The organism is Shimia sp. R9_2 (assembly GCF_017743735.1).
Taxonomy (GTDB): domain Bacteria; phylum Pseudomonadota; class Alphaproteobacteria; order Rhodobacterales; family Rhodobacteraceae; genus Shimia.
In genome coordinates this window covers 1-18761 of sequence record NZ_JAGHRO010000003.1, presented here as the reverse complement: position 1 = coordinate 18761, position 18761 = coordinate 1, and the positions used below count along the sequence as shown (strand labels likewise).

The following is an 18761-nucleotide window of genomic DNA, read 5'->3' as shown; positions in this document are numbered from 1 at the left end:
GCGTGCCCCAAAGAGCCCGCGATCTCAGGCTGGTTAACGATTTGCAAAGGAAGCAGGGGCTATTTTAGGCACTTAAAGTTTCGAGAATTCACTGTTTCTGTGCTCCAATCAGGGGTGCGCCCACAGGAGCCTGACATGAAACGCTGCCTCGCCAACGCCATCGCAGTTGCCACTTTTGGCCTCAGCACACAGACCTCGGCAGAGGTCACCCCTGCCCCTTTCACGCTCAGCGTGGGAGAGTCGGTTCTGGGGCACACGTTTGAAGCCGGATACCGCTTCAACAGCCGATTTGGCATGCGCGGCCTCTACGGAGACGGCAGTGTCTCCATCGACACCAGCCTTGAGGGCAATCAATATGATGGCGATGTCAACCTGGGCGGATTTGGCCTGATTTTTGACTATTACACCAGCGGCAACACCTTCCGTCTCAGCGCTGGCGCCGTGACGCTGGATCACCGTTTTGAAGGCGCCACCAGCGGCAACATCGTGGTCAATGGCACCAGCTATTCCGCCCCCCTCAACCTCAGCGCCAGCTTTGATCAGTCCCTCGCACCTATGATTGCTCTGGGGGTGCAAGCGCCGATCAGAAACAGCCGCTTTGTCTTCACCGGCGATCTCGGCGTGATCTACACCGGCGGCGCCACCGCGGCGGCCAGCGACCCGACAAACACGATTGTGCAATCCGACATCGATGCCGAGCTCTCAGACATCAACAACACACTGGACGACCTCCCAATCGCCCCGTTCCTAAAGGTCGGCATCGGGTTTCAGTTCTGAGGACTGACAACGTCGCCAGACAGCGAAGCGGCTACGCAGTGCGCAACGCAGGCAAATGCCGCAACGACCTGCGATTTGTCACCGCCAACCCGATCTCGGCGAATTGCCCAGTACCGCAATCTTAGTTTTTTATCCCCGGCTCAGTCCATTCATCTGCGCAATGAAATCTGCCAGCATTGGCAAGTACCGATCTCCCTGCCCCGAAGCCTCCATCGCGGCAAACCCATTTCGTACATCAGCCTGTACCGGGGTGACAGCTCCAACACGGGCAGCCAAATTCGCCAGATACCGCATATCTTTATGGGCGTTTGTGATCGAAAAGCGATGCGCGTTCTCATCCCGATCAAGCGTCCATTTCATGAAGGTATCGTAGAACCCGTTGGACAGACGGCCAGGTCGGATGATGGAATCTACCTGCTCCACAGTCAGCCCGGATTTTTCTGCGATAGCCAACGCCTCAGAGTACAGCGCCGCATACCCTAGGGAGATAAAATTGTTGATCAGCTTCATCTTATGGCCCAAGCCGACATCCCCCAAATGCACGGCCAGCGAAGCCCAACAGTCAATAACCGGCTTGATCCGTGCAAAGGTCTCAGGCGTCGCGCCAACCATTGTGTCCAAAGTGCCCGCTTCAGCCTCATTCGGAGTTTTGGCCAGCGGCGCATCGGCCAGATCCATACCAGCAGCACGCAGCTCTTCTGCCAATTGCATTGTGGAGACCGGATCAGAAGTCGAGCAATCGACGACGATCACACCCTGCCGGCCTGAGGCCAAAATCCCATCAGGTCCACGCACCAGCTCTTCAACCTGAGGGCTGCCAGAGACACACAGGTGGATGATGTCACATTGGGCAGCCATCTCTTTCGCGGATGTCACTTCGGTCGCGCCACGCGCCAGCAGATCATCAACGGGCGCTCGATTGCGATGGCCCATCACAACCAGCTGATACCCTTTCTCCACGATATTCTTGGCCATGCCGTGCCCCATAAGGCCAACACCGATAAATCCTACAACAGGTTTGGTCATGTTCTTTTCCCTTGTTGGCAGCGCATCATGCGTCAGATGATTGCGACCACAGATTCACATCCCCGTTCGCAGACAGCTGATCAATCTCGGCCAATTCGTCAGGCGTGAACTCCAAATTCTTCAACGCCCCCACACAATCGACGATCTGTTCAGGTTTGGAGGCACCGATCAGGGCTGTGGTGATCCCGCCATCGCGCAAAACCCAGGCCAGTGCCATTTGCGCCAGTGTCTGCCCGCGCCTTTTTGCGACAGCAGCCAACGCGCGCAGGTTTTTAATGGTTGCCTCTGTCAACAAATCTGCATCGAGCGATTTTTCATCTGCCGCACGGCTGTCCTGCGGGACGCCATTGAGATATTTTCCGGTCAGCATGCCTTGTGCCAACGGTGTGAAGGCGATGGAACCGACACCCAGCTCTTGCAAAGTCTCTTTCAATCCATCCGTCTCAATCCAGCGATTGATCATATTGTAGCTGGGCTGGTGAATGACACAGGGCGTTCCAAGGTCTTTCAGAATGGCCACAGCCTCACGCGTGCGTTGCGAATTGTAGGAGGATATCCCGACGTAAAGCGCCTTACCGGATTGCACAATCTGGTGCAGCGCACCCATGGTTTCCTCCAAAGGCGTGTTGGGGTCGAACCGGTGGGAATAGAAAATATCAACATAGTCCAGCCCCATGCGCTTCAGGCTCTGATCACAGGACGCGATAAGCTGTTTGCGGCTGCCCCATTCGCCATAAGGGCCCGGCCACATATCATAACCAGCCTTGGATGATATGATCAGCTCGTCCCGGTAGCCTCTAAAATCTGTTTTGAGGATCTCGCCAAAAGCCATTTCAGCACTGCCGGGTGGCGGGCCATAGTTATTCGCCAGATCGAAATGGGTAATCCCATGATCAAAGGCCGTCCGGCAAAGTTGCTGCTTCAAACCATGCCGACGATCATGACCGAAGTTGTGCCACAGGCCAAACGAAATCGCAGGCAGTTTCAAACCGCTATTGCCACAATAGCTGTAAATCATCTCGTCGTAGCGCCCCGCATTGGGCACATAAGGACCATTGGCCATAACCGGGTTTCCCTAAGCAATGAAAGTATCAAAAGAGCATGCGGCACTTGCCCAAACAGGCCTGCGCCACAGGCAGATCGCTGATAAAAACATATGCCACGTATGGTGGCTGCTCAAATGTCTTTAATTGGGTTATTGTGCAGTTTAGAACATCTCGGAGCTCCCGTATGGCACGACCAGACAGAGTATTCAAAACGGCCATCAACGCGGCGCTGGATCGTGCTTCGTCCGGCCTCACCATGACCAATAAATCCGCACTCTCCAGAGATCTCAGCGTCAGCCGCACCACAATCCGCGCCGTTCTGAGCCATCTTGAACAGATTGGAATTCTTGACGGCGCAGGTCACGTAATACGCGCGCCTGAACCGGCCGACTACTTTCCGTCATCCGAAACCATGGATGTCCGCGAAACCTTGGAGGCTGCGTTCATGCGTAAGATACGCGAGCAGGAATTGACCCCCGGCGCCCGGCTGGTCGAAGGCCAGTTGGCCCGTCAGTTCGGCGTCTCCGTTCAGACCCTGCGCGAGTTCATGATCGGCCTAAGCCGGTTTGGCTTTGTCAGAAAGGACCACCAGCGCCGCTGGGTCTTAGAGGGAGTTACTCAGAAATATGTTCTGGAGCTTCATGAAATTCGCGCATTGTTTGAAACGCGTGCAGTCGAGAAAACCTGCGACATCCCTGATGACGACCCATTTTGGGGCGGCTTACGTCGGCTCAGGCAAGAGCATTCTGCGTTTGTGTCACCTACCGCCCAAGCCAGCCTGCATTTTCCGGCGTTGGACACTGAGTTTCACCGTTTCATAAACGCCGCTGCAGACAACCGCCTGTTTATCGGGTTTCAGGACGCGATCGCCATGATCTTCAACTATCACTATCTTTGGCCAGTCCAAGACCAGGGCGAACACGATAGGGCCGCCGCGCGCGATCATCTGGCCGTAATGGATGCGCTGATGCGCCGCGACAAAGACACAGCCAAGCAGGCGATGCAAAGCCATCTAGACGCAACACGCACCCGGTTCATGAGCAACTTTTGACCGGTGTGTTTGTGACCAAACCCGCGTTCTGGAAGATGCCTCGCCTACAAAACCGACGACTCTAATGGCGCTTGCACAATAAAGGAAATTGGCACTGCCGCGGACCAAACTTTGCTTTGCGCGGCATCTGCAGGAGCATGATCCACAACCGCTACGGCAAAGCAAAGCAAAGCAGCTTAAGGCTCAATGCCGTGATGCGATCACGAATAACTCTCTGTGTGGCGACGCGCCATAAACAAATCAGAGAAATTGTCGCGCATTCACCACCCATGTCTTTTTTTTGGGGGGGCTGCATCGCCCCGGCAGCAGCCTCTTCGGCCACAAAACGTTCTTTGCTAACGCTCAGGTATCAACATCTGCGGCGAAGAACTTTCTGTCTTCAGCACTGGCCAGTGCTGCGATCTCACCCTGAAGTGCTTTAAAGCGAGTATCGAGATGATCCCGCATGGCTTGTCGTGCGGCATCAGCGTGGCCCAGTGCAATAGCGTCCACAATGGCCAAATGTTCGGAATGCGTAACCGCCAGAGACGCGCCGTCACGGGCTTTCGCGCGAATCCTGACCCAGGTTGCGTTGGAACGAATTTTGTCGAGCAGGGCAAAAGCCGTCAGCAGTGGTCGGTTGCGGGCGCATTGCGCGATCAACCGGTGAAACGCACCGTCCCAAAGTTCGGTGGCTTGCGCGTCCCCCGCCTCGAACTGGCGCTGCATCAAATGGCGCAGGCGCGCCAACTCATCTTCGGTGATCCGGTGCGCGCACAGGGCAGCCAACTCCGGCTCGATACAGAGGCGCGCCTCCATCACTTCAAGCGCATTGGTCTCGCCGGTGATTTTCGCCGCCAAATCCCCCATCGGGTCAGCAGGCTGGCCCAGAAAGGTGCCCTTGCCTTGCTTGCGCCAAACAAGCCCTTCATTTTCAAGCGCGTCCAGCGCTTGCCGCACATGGCGGCGACCAACGTCAAAACGATCCGCCAAAGCGCGTTCGGTGGGAAGCTTGCCTTGTGCGGCCCATTCACCTGATTTGATCAGGGCCAGAACTTGCTCCCGCACCCGATTGGACGGCGCACTCAAACCCATCATCACTACTCCCTATTCGTATTCAATAGCAGCGGAGCTGCTCGGACGCCCAGCTGCCTTGCGCTCCTCCTCAGCAGCAGCAATCGCCGCGTCAATGCCATCCCGCGTCGGGCTGCCTGAGAAGGCATTCGCTGTTGGCATACCTTTGGTGAAATGTACATAACGTTCCTGCGCCACATCCCAGAGACGCGCCAATTCTACCAGCGGATCAGCATGATCATCGGCCCGAAGGCTTAGCCAAGGGTGCTCTTCGCCATGATGAATCACAAGCCCTGCCGCTTGTCGCCCGCGCTTGTCCCCTCCTGCGGCCTCCCCCGCTTGCATCGCCAGGATCAAACGCTCCGCAAACGGACAGTCTGATTTGGCCATATAGGTTTCCGATGTTGCCTCCAATACTTCTGGCCCTGCCAGCATATTGCCTGCAATTGAATGCCCGTCGCCGAGAATATGGCCCGCCCAATCAACACACTCTGCACCCGTGTGGGCCGCGAAGCCACCGTGCGCATCCATGAGATGGGTCTGCCGAATGGCCCGACCCTCATCCCGCGACACGAGATCATCCAACACCTCCTGCGCACGCTCTCCGGCAGCGAGGCGTTTTCGCCCTTCGGTGCCCCAGACCGGATTGCAAAAGGCTTGGCTCGCCACGGCCACCTGCGCCCCGCAAAAGGGTACAACACCGCCGCAAGCGAAAAACTTGCTGGCGACGATCAACCCGACACTGCCATCGGCGTCGCGCGCTATCAAAGACCAGGTCATCGGCCCACCGCATAAGCTTGCATCAGGCGAGGCGTCGCTGCGGCGCGCATGGTGCCATCGACCTCCCGTAATGCAGCGGTCAGGCGCCCGACCGTCCATGGATCAGCCACCGTCACCTTGTGCCCCCGCGCCTGCAGATCAGAAATCGTGGCCTCACCCACATTTGGTTCAATCATCATCTCACCGGGGCGCACCTCACGTGGGAAGAACGATCCTTGGAAATGCATCGAGTGAAACAGAGGCGCGTCCATACATTCCTGCAGGCCTAGCCCGAAATGGACAAAGCGCAGGAACCAGATCAATTGCCACTGGTCCTGTTGATCTCCCCCCGGCGTGCCAAACACCAAACGTACCCCGTCCTTTTCGGCAAGGCTTGGCGTCAGGGTGGTACGTGGCCTTCGTCCCGGCGCAAGCGAGGTGGGCAGACCATGCTCCAGCCAGAACATCTGGGCGCGGGAGTTAAGAGGAAAGCCAAGACCGGGAATAACCGGGTTGCTTTGCAGCCAGCCACCTGATGGCGTCGCCGCCACCATATTGCCCCACCGGTCAATCACATCCAGGTGCACGGTATCCCCACGTTTTTCCGTCAGGTGCGACATGGTCGGTTCCTGTGCTGCAACCTGCCCCACATTGAAGTCGCGCGTGCTGCGCTCGACATAAGCGTCTGCCAGATGCTCATACCCCGGCACACGGCCGGGCCGCTGCTCCAATGAGGCTTTCGCCCCAATGAGCTTGCGCCGCTCCGCGTTATAGTCTTCGCTCAAAAGTACATCCATCGGGATGTCGCTGTGGTCCGGGTCACCGTAATAGGCCTCGCGATCAGCATAGGCGAGCTTCATCGCCTCTATCACCGTATGCACAAAATCGGCCCCGTTTGGGTCCATTGCCCCGATATCAAACCCTTTGAGGATCGCGAGAGCCTGCAACATCACCGGCCCCTGGCTCCAAGCGTGGGTCTTGTTTACCGTCCAGCCATGATAATCAAAGCTCAGCGGCGCCTCATATGTTGCCCGCCAGATTGCCATATCCTCAGGAGCCAACACAGCTGAATGCGATGCCTCAGACACGTCCATCACTTGGGCATCTTCGAGATAGTCAAATATCGCATCAGCCACGAACCCTTCGCGCCACTGGCGACGCGCCTCGTCAATCTGGGCTTCGCGGGTATCGCCAGCGCTGTCCGCCAGACGGTCGTAAGTCGCGGCCAGATCGGGGTTCTTGAACAGAGTATGCGCCTCCGGCGCTTTGCCACCTGGGGTCCAGACTACGGCAGAGCTGGGCCATTCCTTGGCAAAGAAATCCGCCAACCCGGAAATGGTATTCGCCACGCGCGGCAGCACCGGATGCCCGCCGCGCGCGTAGTCAATCGCGGGCTGCATTACCTCGCGCAAGGACAGCGTTCCGTGATCGCGCAGCATCAGCATCCAGCCATCAAAGGCCCCCGGCACCACGGTCGACAAAAGGCCAGATCCGGGAATGAGCGTCAGGCCCTGCTCTTTGTAGTGCTCCACCGTAGCGCCCGCTGGGGCCACCGCCTGCGCACAAAGCACTTCGGTCTTACCTGTCTCCGCAGAATGGAAGATCGCGGGCATATCCCCGGCCGGACCGTTCAAATGCGGCTCCACGATCTGCAAGGTCAGGGCACAGGCAACCGCCGCATCAAAGGCGTTGCCCCCTTTTTCCAAGATAGACATGCCCACCGCCGAAGCGATCCAGTGGGTCGAGGTGACGACGCCAAAGGTGCCTCGGATTTCTGGACGGGTTGTAAAGTCAGACATGGTTACTCCAGTTTCTTAGTGTTCGCGTGGATCGAGCGCATCGCGCAGCCCGTCCCCCAAAAGGTTAAAACCAAGCACCACAAGGAAGATCGAAATCCCCGGCCACATGGCCATCCAAGGGGATTGGTTCAAGAAATTTTTGGCCGTGTTCAGCATCGATCCCCAGCTGGGCGCCGGAGGTTGCTGCCCGAGACCGAGGAAAGACAGCGACGCCTCGGCAATGATCGCCGTGGCGATGGTCAACGTCGCCTGCACCAGAATAGGTGGCAGCACATTTGGCAGGATATAGCGGCTGAGGATCAGGCGTGTGGGCAGCCCGATGGCCTTGGCGCTTTCGACATAATCCTCGGATTTGACATTGATCACCTGCCCGCGTGTCAGGCGGATAAATATCGGCGTGGCCGAAATTCCGATGGCGATCATCGCATTGGTGAGCGAGGGTCCAAGGAACGCAGCCAAAGCAATGGCGAGGATCAGAAAAGGCGCGGCCAACAACGCTTCGGTACAGCGGGAAATTGCGGCATCAGTCCAACCACCAAAGTACCCGGCGACAAGCCCAAGCGGCACACCGAGCAGCACCGCAATGCCAACCGAAACCACTCCAGCCAGCAATGAGGCCTGCGCGCCCCAAATCATCCGAGACAGCACATCACGACCAATTTCATCCGTGCCCAACCAATGCGCCGCACTCGGCGCTTTGCGAACAGCACCCCAATCGGTGCTCGCCGGGTCCGGAATAGGCAAAATCGGAGCAGCCAAAGCAATCAGCAGAAAGAAAGCCACCAGAATACCGCCCAGCATGGCGCTGCGATGGCTGCGCAGTTTTTTCCATACCCGGTTTTCCGGCTTGGCTGCCAACACGGGATCGGGCTGCGCGTTTTGGAGCGTGGCGTCCGTCATCTACTGCCCTCTCAGGCGCGGGTTCAGAACAAAATACATCATGTCCGCGAACAGGTTCATAAAGATAAAGCCCACCGCCGTGACGAGCACGATGCCTTGCACAACGGCGTAATCCCGGTTGAACACCGCATCAACAACCAGCTTGCCAAAACCAGGGATGGTGAAGATCTGCTCCGTCAGCACAGCCCCCGCGATCAGCTCGCCAAACAGCAATGCGGTGAGCGTCACGATCGGGGTGAGCGCGTTGCGGAAGCTGTGTTTCAGGATCACCACGCGCTCTGAAAGACCTTTGGCCCGCGCGGTGCGCACATAGTCCGCACTCAGCACGCCCAGCATCGAGGACCGCGTGTGGCGCATCAACGTGGCCGCCAACGCGGTACCAAGCACAAAAGACGGCATCAGCATCGTGTGAATGGATTGGCCAAAATCCACAGACAACGGCACATAACCGGACGCAGGCAACAACTGCCATTTTACCGACACCAGTAAGATCAGCATGATCCCCAGCCAGAAATTCGGGATCGACAGCCCCGACAAAGCGACCACATTGGCCACGTAATCTGTCGCTGTTCCTTTCTTGACAGCGGACAGAATGCCCGCCGGGATGCCAATCACCATTGCAAAGATCATCGACATCACCGCCAGTTGGATGGTCACAGGCAATTTTTCCGCCATCAACTCAGTCACAGGCTGGTTCGAGCGCAGAGAGATGCCTAGATCCCCCTGCAGGGCATTTCCAATCCACGCCAGATATTGCATCGGGATCGGGTCATTTAGACGGTATTTCTCCCGTAAAAACTCCAACACCTCCGGATCACGTTCTTCACCCGCAAGCACCAGCAGCGGATCACCCGGCAACAGCTTTTGCAGGGCAAAAACAAAGATCGAGATCAGGATGATCGTCGGAATGGCGATCAACACACGGCGGGCAAAATATGCGTACATGGGTCAGCCTCTTGCACGAATACCTCGCACCGCGCATGCGGCGGCGCGAGGCTGTGGGGTCATTCTTCCCAGGTCACATTTTCCAGACGGATCATGCCATCGGGGTAAGGCGTAAAGCCCTTCATGTTGTCGTTGTAGGCCCAGATCCAAGTGACGTGATACAGGAACAGACGCGGCAGCTCGTCCAGCATCAGTGTCATCGCCTCGTCGTAAAGACCCTTGCGCTCTTCCGTCGTCGGAGCCACACGCGCACCATTCAGCAGCTCATCCATTTTCGCGTCCGAAAACTTGCTGTCGTTGATGCCACCATCTGTGGTCACAAAGGGATGGTTGTTGCCATCGGGATCGACCCGACCAGACCAGCCAATCTGGCTGGCGGTGTAGTCACCGGCGGATTGATCAGCCAGCAAGGTCGCAAACTCTTTTGATGTCAGCTTGATATTGATCCCGGCTTGCGCCGCCATCGCCTGAACCACCTGCATCACAGCCAGAGGTTCGGTCGAATTGGGCACCTGTACCTCAAGATCCAGACCGTCAGGGTATCCGGCTTCGGCCAGCAATGCCTTGGCTTTTTCCAGATCAATGCTCTCTACTGGCAGGCTGCTGTTGTACCAAGGTGAGTTCGGCGGGAAAGACTGATTGCCAGGCGCATAAGCCCCTTCAAACACCACCTGGTTCAGCGCATTTCGGTCAATCGCATAGCTCAGCGCCTGACGCAGCCGCTTGTCATTGCCCCAAGGATTGTCGCCCTTGTCGCCGTTGTTGATGTTGAAGGTGATGCCTTGATAGCCAAAGGACACCGCACTATCGACAACAAGGTTGCTGTCGCTTTGTGCCTGCGGAATGTCCGTGGCCGCCAAACGCTCCAGCATATCGATATCACCGGATTGCAGGTTGGCCAGACGCACCGTGGTATCAGGGATCGGCAGGAATGTGACACTGTCAAAATGGATCGCATCCGCGTTCCAATAGTCATCGAACTTGGTCAGCACGATCTTGTCTTGGGCCACACGTTCTTCAAACTTGAACGCACCGGAGCAGACAGGGTTCAGACCAAAGTCAGCCCCCGCAGCCGCCGCAGCAGTTGGCGACACCATCATACCTGCGCGATCGGCCAATTGCGCGATCAACGTCGCATCCGGGCCAGCCAGGTTCAGCACAATCTCGTGCTCGCCGGTCACCTCGGTTGACGTGATCGACTTCAACTCAGACTTGCGGCGGGACTCGTCCAGGGTTTGCGATCTTTCAATATTCGCTGCCACGGCCTCGGCATTGAAAGGTGTTCCATCGTGAAAGACGACACCCTCGCGTAACGACATGCGAATGCTTTTGCCATCTGCCGAGGTTTCCCATCCCGTCGCCAGTTGCGGGATGATCTCAAGGTCAGGCGTGATATCGACCAGCTTGTCACACATCGAAGCATAAACAATCCGCCCAACAAAGGTCCGAGACTGATCCGGATCGAGCACATCTGCGTCTGATTGCAGAGCGATCCGCAGGTCTTTGGCAAAAGTCGGGCCCGCTGCAAGCGCAGTGGCGCCCATCAGGGCCGTGAATAGAGCCGTTTTTATAGTCTTCATCCTTCAATCCTCTGCTGTTGTATTCCTGGTTTTGTGAATAACGGTTCCACCAGTGGTCGCTGCGCGATAGAGCGCGAAACGCGCCTCAGCGGTGGCAGATCTCTGAGGGGGCGCCGACGGCGTATGACGACCGGCGATTTGTTCCCAAAAGTGACATGCGGTCTGGTGGCCGCCTCCTGCCAGTGCAGGACTTTCAGCCCGGCACCGGTCTTCGACATACGGGCATCGTGTGTGAAATCGGCATCCAGACGGCGGGTTTGACGGACTGGGCAACTCTCCCAAGAGTTCCGGCCGCGTGTCGCGAGATGAACCATCCATCATCGGGATCGCTGCCAAAAGGGCCTGGGTATAAGGATGGCGCGGCTGGCCAAAGACCTCTTCAGCCGTGCCCATTTCCACAATCCGCCCCAGATACATGACGGCTACGCGATCACTCATATGCCGTATAACACCCAGATCATGCGCAATTACGACCAGCGTCAGACCCAGGGCATCGCGCAGATCAGCCAACAAATTGATAACCTGCGCCTGTACCGACACGTCCAATGCAGAAACCGGTTCATCGCCAATAATCAACTTGGGCTCGGCGGCCAGCGCACGTGCAATACCGATGCGTTGACGCTGCCCGCCACTAAATTCGTGGGGATATCGATCCGCGTGCTCGGGGCGCAGGCCAACTTGCCGCAACAAATGTGCGACCTTTGCCCGCCGTGCTTCCCTGCCTAACTCCGGGGCATGAACTTCCAGAGGCTCGCCCACCAATTTGCCCACGCTCATGCGGGGATTGAGCGATGAGAACGGATCTTGGAAGATGAATTGCATATCCCCGCGCAAGGCCGTCAGATCCGCACCCCGCGCACGGCTGATGTCAGTACCGTCAAAACGCACCGCGCCCCCTGTCGGCTGCAATAATCGCATCAACACCCGTGCCAAAGTCGACTTGCCACAGCCGGACTCACCAACGATGGCAAAGGTTTCACCCCGTTTGATTTGCAGGGACACACCATCGACGGCCTGCACCGGGCGCTTATTGGACAACCATCGACGCTCGGTTCCAAAGTGTTTGACCACATCAAGGGCTTCGAGAATGACATCATCCGTCATGACGACACCGCCACATGATCTTCTAAAGGCGCGAATTGGCACGCCACAGAATGGCCCCCACCGAGCTCCGTCAAAACAGGGCGCTCAACACAGGTTTCAGCGGCAAACGCACAGCGGGTGCGAAAACGGCATCCTTCAGGCATTTGTGAAATAGTTGGTACGGTTCCCGGAACGATGGCAAGCTGTTCGCCTGGACGATCCATCCGCGGCATCGCACTCATCAAACCAATGGTATAGGGATGCTGCGGATCGTCAAAAACGTCGCGCACCGGCCCCTGCTCAACAACCTGCCCCGCATACATGACCGCAACCGTGTCCGCGATTTCGCCAACCACGCCCAGATCATGAGTGATCATGACGGTACCCATGCCGGTCTCATCGCGCAGATCCCGGATCAACTCGAGGATTTGCGCCTGAATAGTAACATCTAAAGCTGTGGTTGGCTCATCCGCGATCAACACCTTTGGATCGTTGGCGAGCGCCATGGCGATCATGACCCTTTGACGCATACCACCGGACAATTGGTGCGGATATTCATGCAATCGCTGCTCAGGGTTGGCGATACCAACGCGACCCAACATCTCCTTTGCATGCCCCAAAGCGCCCTCTCGGGAACCACCCCGATGACGCTGAACGACTTCGGCAATTTGATCCCCGATACGAAACGCCGGATTGAGAGAAGTCATCGGTTCTTGAAAGATCATCGAGACAGTGTTGCCACGCATCTCCGCGGGAAGTTCTTCGCTTGGCAATTCCCAGCCACCCTCAGAAATCGAGAGGAAACCCGAAGAAATTTGAGTATTTTTCTTTGAGAGCAAGCCCATCAAAGCCATAGATGTGACACTCTTTCCGCAACCGGACTCGCCAACCAGACACAAAACTTCACCACGGCTCACGCGCAAATTTACGCCTTGGACCACATCATTTTCCTGACCTGCGAACCGCAGAGTCAAATCGGTCAGCTCGAGAAGAGCGGTGCCCAAAGAGGTGTTTTTTGTCTCTTGCTGCAGATGCGTGCCCATCAATGCATTCCGAATCATCAAACCTGTACCAATACTAAATTGGTTTGCGCAAATAGCGATAGATATTCCCAATCAGACAAAGAATGACCGGTTTAAGGTCAGGATCTGCAGCCACAACGCCGCTTTCTTAGGCAAGGCACTCCCAAAGCGCTGAAGGGTTTCGCATCGCGCTGCCGCGCCCTTGCACCGCATTCCTGCAGTTCGCTGCGCAGGTACGCGCTCAAAGAACAGCAGATCTCGCCAAACATCGGGCTTAGCCATCTATTGCGGTGCCTGCACCAGTGACGGATCTAGAAACTGGAGATAAACAAACCGGTAGACCCAAAATCAGGAGACCGCCAATGCCCGCGCTTTTGTATCACTGTCCGTTCAATTGCTCGCTCGCAGTGCGTTTCGCGGCCGCGGAAGGCGGAGTACCGCTGGATATCGACCTTGTTGACTTTGCAACCAAGGCGCTGGCTTCAGGAGGGTCCCTCCTGGATGTGAACCCCTTAGGACAGGTATCAACCTTGCGCCTTGAGACAGGAGAACTGCTCACAGAGACCACTGCCTGCCTGCTTTGGGTGCAATCACAAGCTCAGGCAAACATGCGCATTACTGCGGACAATCCGGATTACTTTCAATTGGTCCGATGGGTAAGCTTTACCGCCACAGAGCTGCACAAACAGATCTTGCGTGTGGTGTTTTACCCGGAGGCTACAGACCCGGTGAAAGACAACTTTCGCGCGCTTGCACCGGATCGTCTGGCACTTCTGAACACACACCTGAGCACACGCGACTTCCTCGTCGGCAATCGCTTTACAGCTGCAGACGCCTATCTTGTCTGGTTCCTTGTGCTTTCAGCACGCGCGCAAGTGCCAATAGCAGGCTATCCGCACCTGGAGGCCTATTTCGCAAAGCAAGTAACCCGCCCGAAGATCGCAGCGCTGATTACCGAAGATGAGGCCGCCCGCGCTAAAACGTGAGTTTACAGCGCCCCGCACAGACGCTCTGCGCAATGGGCAGCGCAATTCTTTACGCAGCCCAACAACACCGAAAAATGACAATGGGGTGGTGCGTACCCACCCCGTGGATAAAAAACCGCGTACCAGCCCTTCCAACCAGACCAAGACCGCAGCTCGCCCCCTTAGACTTGCAGAACAATGCGCCCGATCACTTCACGCTCCTGAAGAGACTGGAAAGCCTCAGCCGCCTGTTCCAAAGGCAAAACGCGATCAATAAGTGGCTGCAGCTCCCCTTCCGCAATCCAACTCATGATCATGTCGGCTGCCTCCGTGGCTTCGGCCGGGAATTTCTCAGCCCATGCGCCCTCAAACACGCCGACAACTGAGAAGCCTTTGAGCAGAGGCAGGTTCATCGGCAGGTTTGAAATGTCCCCACTCACAAACCCAATTGGCGTGATGCGCCCGCCCCACCGCATGGATCGGGCAAGCTTTACAAAAGTGTCGCCCCCAACCATCTCAAAGCACACATCCAATCCGTGGCCGCCTGTCAGTTCCTTGATCTGTTCACGCAGATCCCCCTTACGCATGTTGACGACAGCATCCGCGCCCAGATCTTGCAGGACACTCATCTTGGCGACATCCCCCGTCCCCGCAAGAACGCGCGCACCAAGCATCCGCCCCATGTCAACGGCCGCAAGCCCAACCCCGCCGGTCGCCCCGGTGACCATTAGGGTCTCACCTGGCTTCAGCGCACATCGTTGAACCAGCGCGTGATAGGCGGTCATATAGTTGTGCAAGACCGTGCAGGCGACGGTAAAGTCGACGCTTTCGGGCACCTTGGCGCACTTCCAGTGTTTGGTCACCGCACGTTCCGCATAGCTCCCATGCCACATTTGGCCTACGACACGATCTCCCGGTTTAAAGTTCGTGACCTCACTGCCGACCTCAAGAACGATGCCCGCCGCGTCCGTTCCCGGGACATAGGGCAGCTCTGGCTTCAGCTGATAGCCGCCTTCGGCCATCAGCTTGTCCATAAAACTCACAGCGGCGGCATGCACTTCGATGAGCACCTCATCGGCCGCGGGGGTCGGCTCTGGCGCTTCGCCAAGCTCAAGCGCATCAGCGCCCTCAAATTTCGAACAAAGGATGGCGCGCATGGCTTAAGCTCCCGTGAGTATTGCGTTCTATTCCGCCGCGATATTTGCATCGTTCTCATCGGTTTCGCCATACCCCTTTGGCACGGGAAGGTCTGGCAAACCGGCTGCACGTTTTTGAAGCGCACGGCCAATCACAACGCGACTGATCTCGGTAGTCCCATCAACGATCCGCAGCATCTGGGCCAGACGTGATAGGCGATCCAGCCCATACGGCTGCAAGAGTCCCATGCCCCCCAAAACCTGAGTGCACGTGTTGGCAGCCTTTACTGCGGCATCTGGCACAAACCGTTTGGCATGTGCCGCCATGAGTGGCCCCTCAGGGGTCCCGAGCGCTTCAGCAGCTTTGCGGTAAAGCAGCTTGGAGGCTTCGAGATCCGTCGCCACCTCGCCCAACATCCATTGGATACCGTCAAGATCGAGGTTTTTGCCGCCAAACATCTTGCGGTTCTTTGAATAGGACAGCGCAGTATCCAGCGCGGCCTGCATCAAACCACAGCATCCAGAAGCGATCGATACCCGTGCGATATCGATGGCCATCAATGCCCCCTGAAAGCCCTGGCCAATTGGCAGAATGATGTTGTCTTCGCTGACCACAACATTGTCGAAATTCATCTCGGCCAGCGGCAAGAAGTTGTAGGACGGCGTGTCATACTTCGGGCCAAAGCTGATGCCGGGCGCGTCTGCCGGGATCGCGACCATCGCCATGTCCTTATGGCCCGGATCATCGGAGGTTTTGACAACCGTAAAGTAGATATCGGCCTCGGTCGCCAGGCTCACCCAGGCTTTGGCACCGTTGATTGTCCAGGTGCCGTCATCATTGATGGTGGCACGGGTGTACATCTTCATCGGATCTGACCCGGACTGCGGCTCAGTCAACGCAAAATTCGCAAGCTTACGGCCCGAGGTCAGATCGCGCGCCCATCCTTCCTTAAAGGCATCGGTCCCGTATCCACAGCCCGCGAAAGTGCAAATGTTGTGCATGGACAGCGCAAAGGCATAGGCGCCATCGCCCAGCCCCAGTTGTTCATACACTTGAATGCCCTCTGAAAGCGGCAAACCCTGACCGCCCCACTCTTTGGGAGCGTAAAGACCGGTCAGGCCAGCCGCGCCAGCCTTGTCAGAGGCTTCGCGGGGCCATGTCTTTTTTGTGTTCCAAACATCTACATTGGGCAGGATGACATCGTTGGCATGATCGCGCGCAGCGGCCAAAATGGTTTCGAGGTGAGACGACATGGGCTTGGTCCTTTCTGTAGCGCGCAAATATCCAATTTCGCCAAACTCAGTCGGCGAAGCAATTCCGTTTCACGCAGTAAGATGTGCTATGGCAGCCAGATAACAGGCCACACCAGCCTCATGCCATCTCGCGCGATGACAACTGATTGTCCAAAAGTGACAAAAAGATTGCCTAGGAAAGATGCCGCTGCCGATACGAACTGGGCGTCGCGCCCGTCCATCTATGAAACGCCTTGTGGAAACTCGCTGCCGAAGAAAAACCAACGTCTTGAGCGATGGCTTCGATACTTGCATCCCCGATTTGCAAGCGGCGAATGGCGATGTCTCTCCGCAAGCCGTCTTTGATGGCTTGAAAAGATGTGCCATCTGCATCCAGTTTGCGGATCAGCGTGCGTGGCGTCATATTGAGCGCCTTGGCGGCCCCGGCCAGATTTGCGTCTTGCCAACCCGATTGGTTCAGATAAGCACGGACACGCAGAGACTGCCTGTGCTCCTGTGAGCGCGTAAAGAGCCAATCACGCGGGGCATTTTCCAAGAAGCGATCCAGATCATCGGTACTGCGCGTATTGACCGGTCCGAGGGAGGCCTTGGAAAAGCGAATGGACGTGGCGGGCGCACTGAAGGTGACCGGCGCAGGAAAGATAACGGCATAATCCTCCTCAAAAGAAGGACGCTCAAACGCAAATTCCACACGCTCCAAAGCCACTTCACGCCTGGCAAGCCATGACAGGATCCCATGGGCCAGCTTGAGGATCAGCATATGACCAAAACGCTGCGCATGAGTGTCTGACCGCGGCAGAAGACAGAGCGTTATGCTGCCTTCTGCATCGATCAGTTCAAACCGGTAATCATCAAGCAGCAGGTTCCAGAAAGTCGAAAATCGATAGAGAGCAGAAGACAGCGAGGTCGACTCACGCACCGATGTCAAAAGATGCTGCAAGGCGCGTGCCCTTATCGGGCGCGACCACAACCCCATCATCTCATCTCCGGTCTCCACGGCCGCCAGTTGGTAAAGTCGCACCATCTGCTCCAAAGTCACCCGCCCCAACGGGATTTCGTTGCCACATGGGATGCCAGATCGGACAAGCAGCGACGCAAATTGACCCGGCTCACAAAGCCCCTGCAGCGCCTCGAGCCAATCCAGAATGAAGCTACTTGATACGGTTGAAAATGAAGATTCTGGTTCGCGTGTCATCGTGGATGACAGTAGCAGCGAATACCGAGGGCTAGAACCAATATCCTTGACGACCCACCAACGCCATGAACCGCCAGATTCTCTGATGGCAGAAAGGTAGATCAACCTCGCGCTTGATGGGTTTGGCTTTGGGCTTGATTGCCCGAATCCTCGAATCGCTCAAAACAGTCATGGGAGTATCTTCCAAAATGCTGCGCGGCACGTCCCCCAGAGATACCCTGATAGAGGCAGACTTGGCTGGACGTGGCAGGACAACATAAGACAAGACCAAAAGAAAAAACCTGCGAATACAGGCTACTATCAGGCTACACGGGGCGCAAATGGAAGAATGAGTGGTGCCCACACGGACCCTAAAAATAAATCTAGTATATTGTAAATAAAATACAAAAAACGAATTTAACATTCGATACCCCCAAATATACCCCCAACAATAAAATACGCTCTACAGAGATCTCTCGCGAGAATGATTGCGAAAAAGTCGGCTTCGTCGCACCCAAAGTGCAGCTTGCATCGAACCCACTACTAATGCTCATCGAGCTCTAAAAAGAAAAATTTTAAACATCGAGAGATCTAAAAATCCTTCATATGAACAAGGGCGTACAAAGCATACGATAAACGTACACTGCAACAACAAGTAATCAGCTTACCTTGGGGGAAGGCTGTTTTCGACCCTTTCCGGACACTCGTTGACCGGCCAAAATTCTGCGGTCGCAACCCGCCTTACGGCCATTCGCTGCAAGTGCGAATTCTGGGCTTCGTCGAACTCACACATCGCGGACAAAGTGTGAATTCGCTGCGCTTGCGCCAATGTCGGCTTTATCAAAATTCAATCATGTTGCGCATCCACTTTTGGCGATGCGACGCATCAACACGAACATGCCAGATAGCTGAGATCGTATCTTTGGGTGTTTTGAAAGGCGCATCACAAAAGTAGAGCCCCTGAAATGTCGTTGATTGCAAGCGCGCGGGCATAAGGGCTACCATATCTGTTCCGCGCAGCACCGATGCAACGCTCGCAAAGCTGGGTAGGCTGGCGGCAATGCTGATCAGCCCCACCCAAGTGGTCCGGTTTGATTGTTAGTGCATGACTGGCCTCTGATCCATCGGGACGACGGTTTCCGGCGCTGGTGGGCGGTAACCCAGAGCACTATGCGGTCGTTTGGTGTTGTA

General features: G+C 56.4%; 17 protein-coding genes. 3 read left to right on the top strand and 14 right to left on the bottom strand.

Annotated features, from left to right (window positions below):
• Positions 1-135 precede the first annotated feature (135 nt).
• Entirely contained in the window at positions 136-777 is a 642-nt protein-coding gene (locus J7400_RS08740) for a hypothetical protein (RefSeq protein ID WP_209062142.1), read from the top strand.
• Between the two features lie 129 nt (positions 778-906).
• On the opposite strand, the gene J7400_RS08735 is transcribed toward J7400_RS08740, so the two are convergent.
• Positions 907-1803, bottom strand: coding sequence for an NAD(P)-dependent oxidoreductase (locus J7400_RS08735; protein WP_209062140.1), 897 nt, complete (start codon positions 1801-1803; stop codon positions 907-909).
• A gap of 25 nt (positions 1804-1828) precedes the next feature.
• Complete coding sequence (gene mgrA, locus J7400_RS08730; RefSeq protein WP_209062138.1) at positions 1829-2866, bottom strand: L-glyceraldehyde 3-phosphate reductase; 1038 nt, start codon at positions 2864-2866, stop codon at positions 1829-1831.
• Between the two features lie 167 nt (positions 2867-3033).
• Here mgrA and J7400_RS08725 point away from each other — a divergent pair, with 167 nt between their 5' ends.
• On the top strand, positions 3034-3900 hold the full coding sequence (locus tag J7400_RS08725; RefSeq protein WP_209062136.1) for a GntR family transcriptional regulator: 867 nt from the start codon (positions 3034-3036) through the stop codon (positions 3898-3900).
• Positions 3901-4242: 342 nt separating this feature from the next.
• On the opposite strand, the gene J7400_RS08720 is transcribed toward J7400_RS08725, so the two are convergent.
• Genes J7400_RS08720 through J7400_RS08685 form a run of 8 tightly spaced genes read right to left on the bottom strand, consistent with a single transcriptional unit; the run spans position 4243 to position 13062 of the window.
• On the bottom strand, positions 4243-4977 hold the full coding sequence (locus J7400_RS08720; protein WP_209062134.1) for a FadR/GntR family transcriptional regulator: 735 nt from the start codon (positions 4975-4977) through the stop codon (positions 4243-4245).
• A gap of 9 nt (positions 4978-4986) precedes the next feature.
• On the bottom strand, positions 4987-5733 hold the full coding sequence (locus J7400_RS08715) for a DUF1028 domain-containing protein (protein WP_209062132.1): 747 nt from the start codon (positions 5731-5733) through the stop codon (positions 4987-4989).
• Positions 5730-7511: a gamma-glutamyltransferase family protein gene (locus tag J7400_RS08710; RefSeq protein ID WP_209062130.1), complete on the bottom strand. Its 1782-nt coding sequence runs from the start codon at positions 7509-7511 to the stop codon at positions 5730-5732. Before J7400_RS08710 ends, J7400_RS08715 begins: the two co-directional genes overlap by 4 nt.
• A gap of 15 nt (positions 7512-7526) precedes the next feature.
• On the bottom strand, positions 7527-8411 hold the full coding sequence (locus J7400_RS08705) for an ABC transporter permease (protein ID WP_209062128.1): 885 nt from the start codon (positions 8409-8411) through the stop codon (positions 7527-7529).
• A complete protein-coding gene (locus tag J7400_RS08700; RefSeq protein ID WP_209062126.1) occupies positions 8412-9356 on the bottom strand; it encodes an ABC transporter permease in 945 nt (314 codons plus the stop codon). It lies immediately after the preceding gene.
• Positions 9357-9415: 59 nt separating this feature from the next.
• The gene (locus J7400_RS08695) at positions 9416-10936 is read right to left on the bottom strand and encodes an ABC transporter substrate-binding protein (protein WP_209062124.1); all 1521 of its coding nucleotides are present in this window, start codon (positions 10934-10936) and stop codon (positions 9416-9418) included.
• 3 nt (positions 10937-10939) lie between these two features.
• Positions 10940-12040, bottom strand: coding sequence for a dipeptide ABC transporter ATP-binding protein (locus J7400_RS08690; protein WP_209062122.1), 1101 nt, complete (start codon positions 12038-12040; stop codon positions 10940-10942).
• Positions 12037-13062, bottom strand: a complete 1026-nt coding sequence (locus tag J7400_RS08685; RefSeq protein WP_209062120.1) for an ABC transporter ATP-binding protein — start codon at positions 13060-13062, stop codon at positions 12037-12039. The genes J7400_RS08690 and J7400_RS08685 overlap by 4 nt, the downstream gene beginning before the upstream one ends.
• Positions 13063-13403: 341 nt before the next feature.
• Between J7400_RS08685 and J7400_RS08680 the strand changes: the two genes are divergently transcribed.
• Entirely contained in the window at positions 13404-14027 is a 624-nt protein-coding gene (locus tag J7400_RS08680) for a glutathione binding-like protein (protein WP_209062119.1), read from the top strand.
• A 161-nt stretch (positions 14028-14188) separates the two neighbouring features.
• Here the strand turns inward: J7400_RS08680 and J7400_RS08675 are convergent, their stop codons facing one another.
• The 4 genes from J7400_RS08675 to J7400_RS08660 form a co-directional block, all read right to left on the bottom strand.
• Positions 14189-15163 carry an NADPH:quinone oxidoreductase family protein gene (locus J7400_RS08675; RefSeq protein WP_209062117.1) on the bottom strand — a complete coding sequence of 325 codons (975 nt, stop codon included), beginning with the start codon at positions 15161-15163 and terminating at the stop codon, positions 14189-14191.
• A 27-nt stretch (positions 15164-15190) separates the two neighbouring features.
• The gene (locus tag J7400_RS08670; protein ID WP_209062115.1) at positions 15191-16396 is read right to left on the bottom strand and encodes an acyl-CoA dehydrogenase family protein; all 1206 of its coding nucleotides are present in this window, start codon (positions 16394-16396) and stop codon (positions 15191-15193) included.
• Between the two features lie 172 nt (positions 16397-16568).
• Complete coding sequence (locus tag J7400_RS08665) at positions 16569-17591, bottom strand: AraC family transcriptional regulator (RefSeq protein ID WP_209063005.1); 1023 nt, start codon at positions 17589-17591, stop codon at positions 16569-16571.
• An 819-nt stretch (positions 17592-18410) separates the two neighbouring features.
• Positions 18411-18647, bottom strand: a complete 237-nt coding sequence (locus J7400_RS08660; protein ID WP_209062113.1) for a hypothetical protein — start codon at positions 18645-18647, stop codon at positions 18411-18413.
• Between the last annotated feature and the right edge of the window lie 114 nt (positions 18648-18761).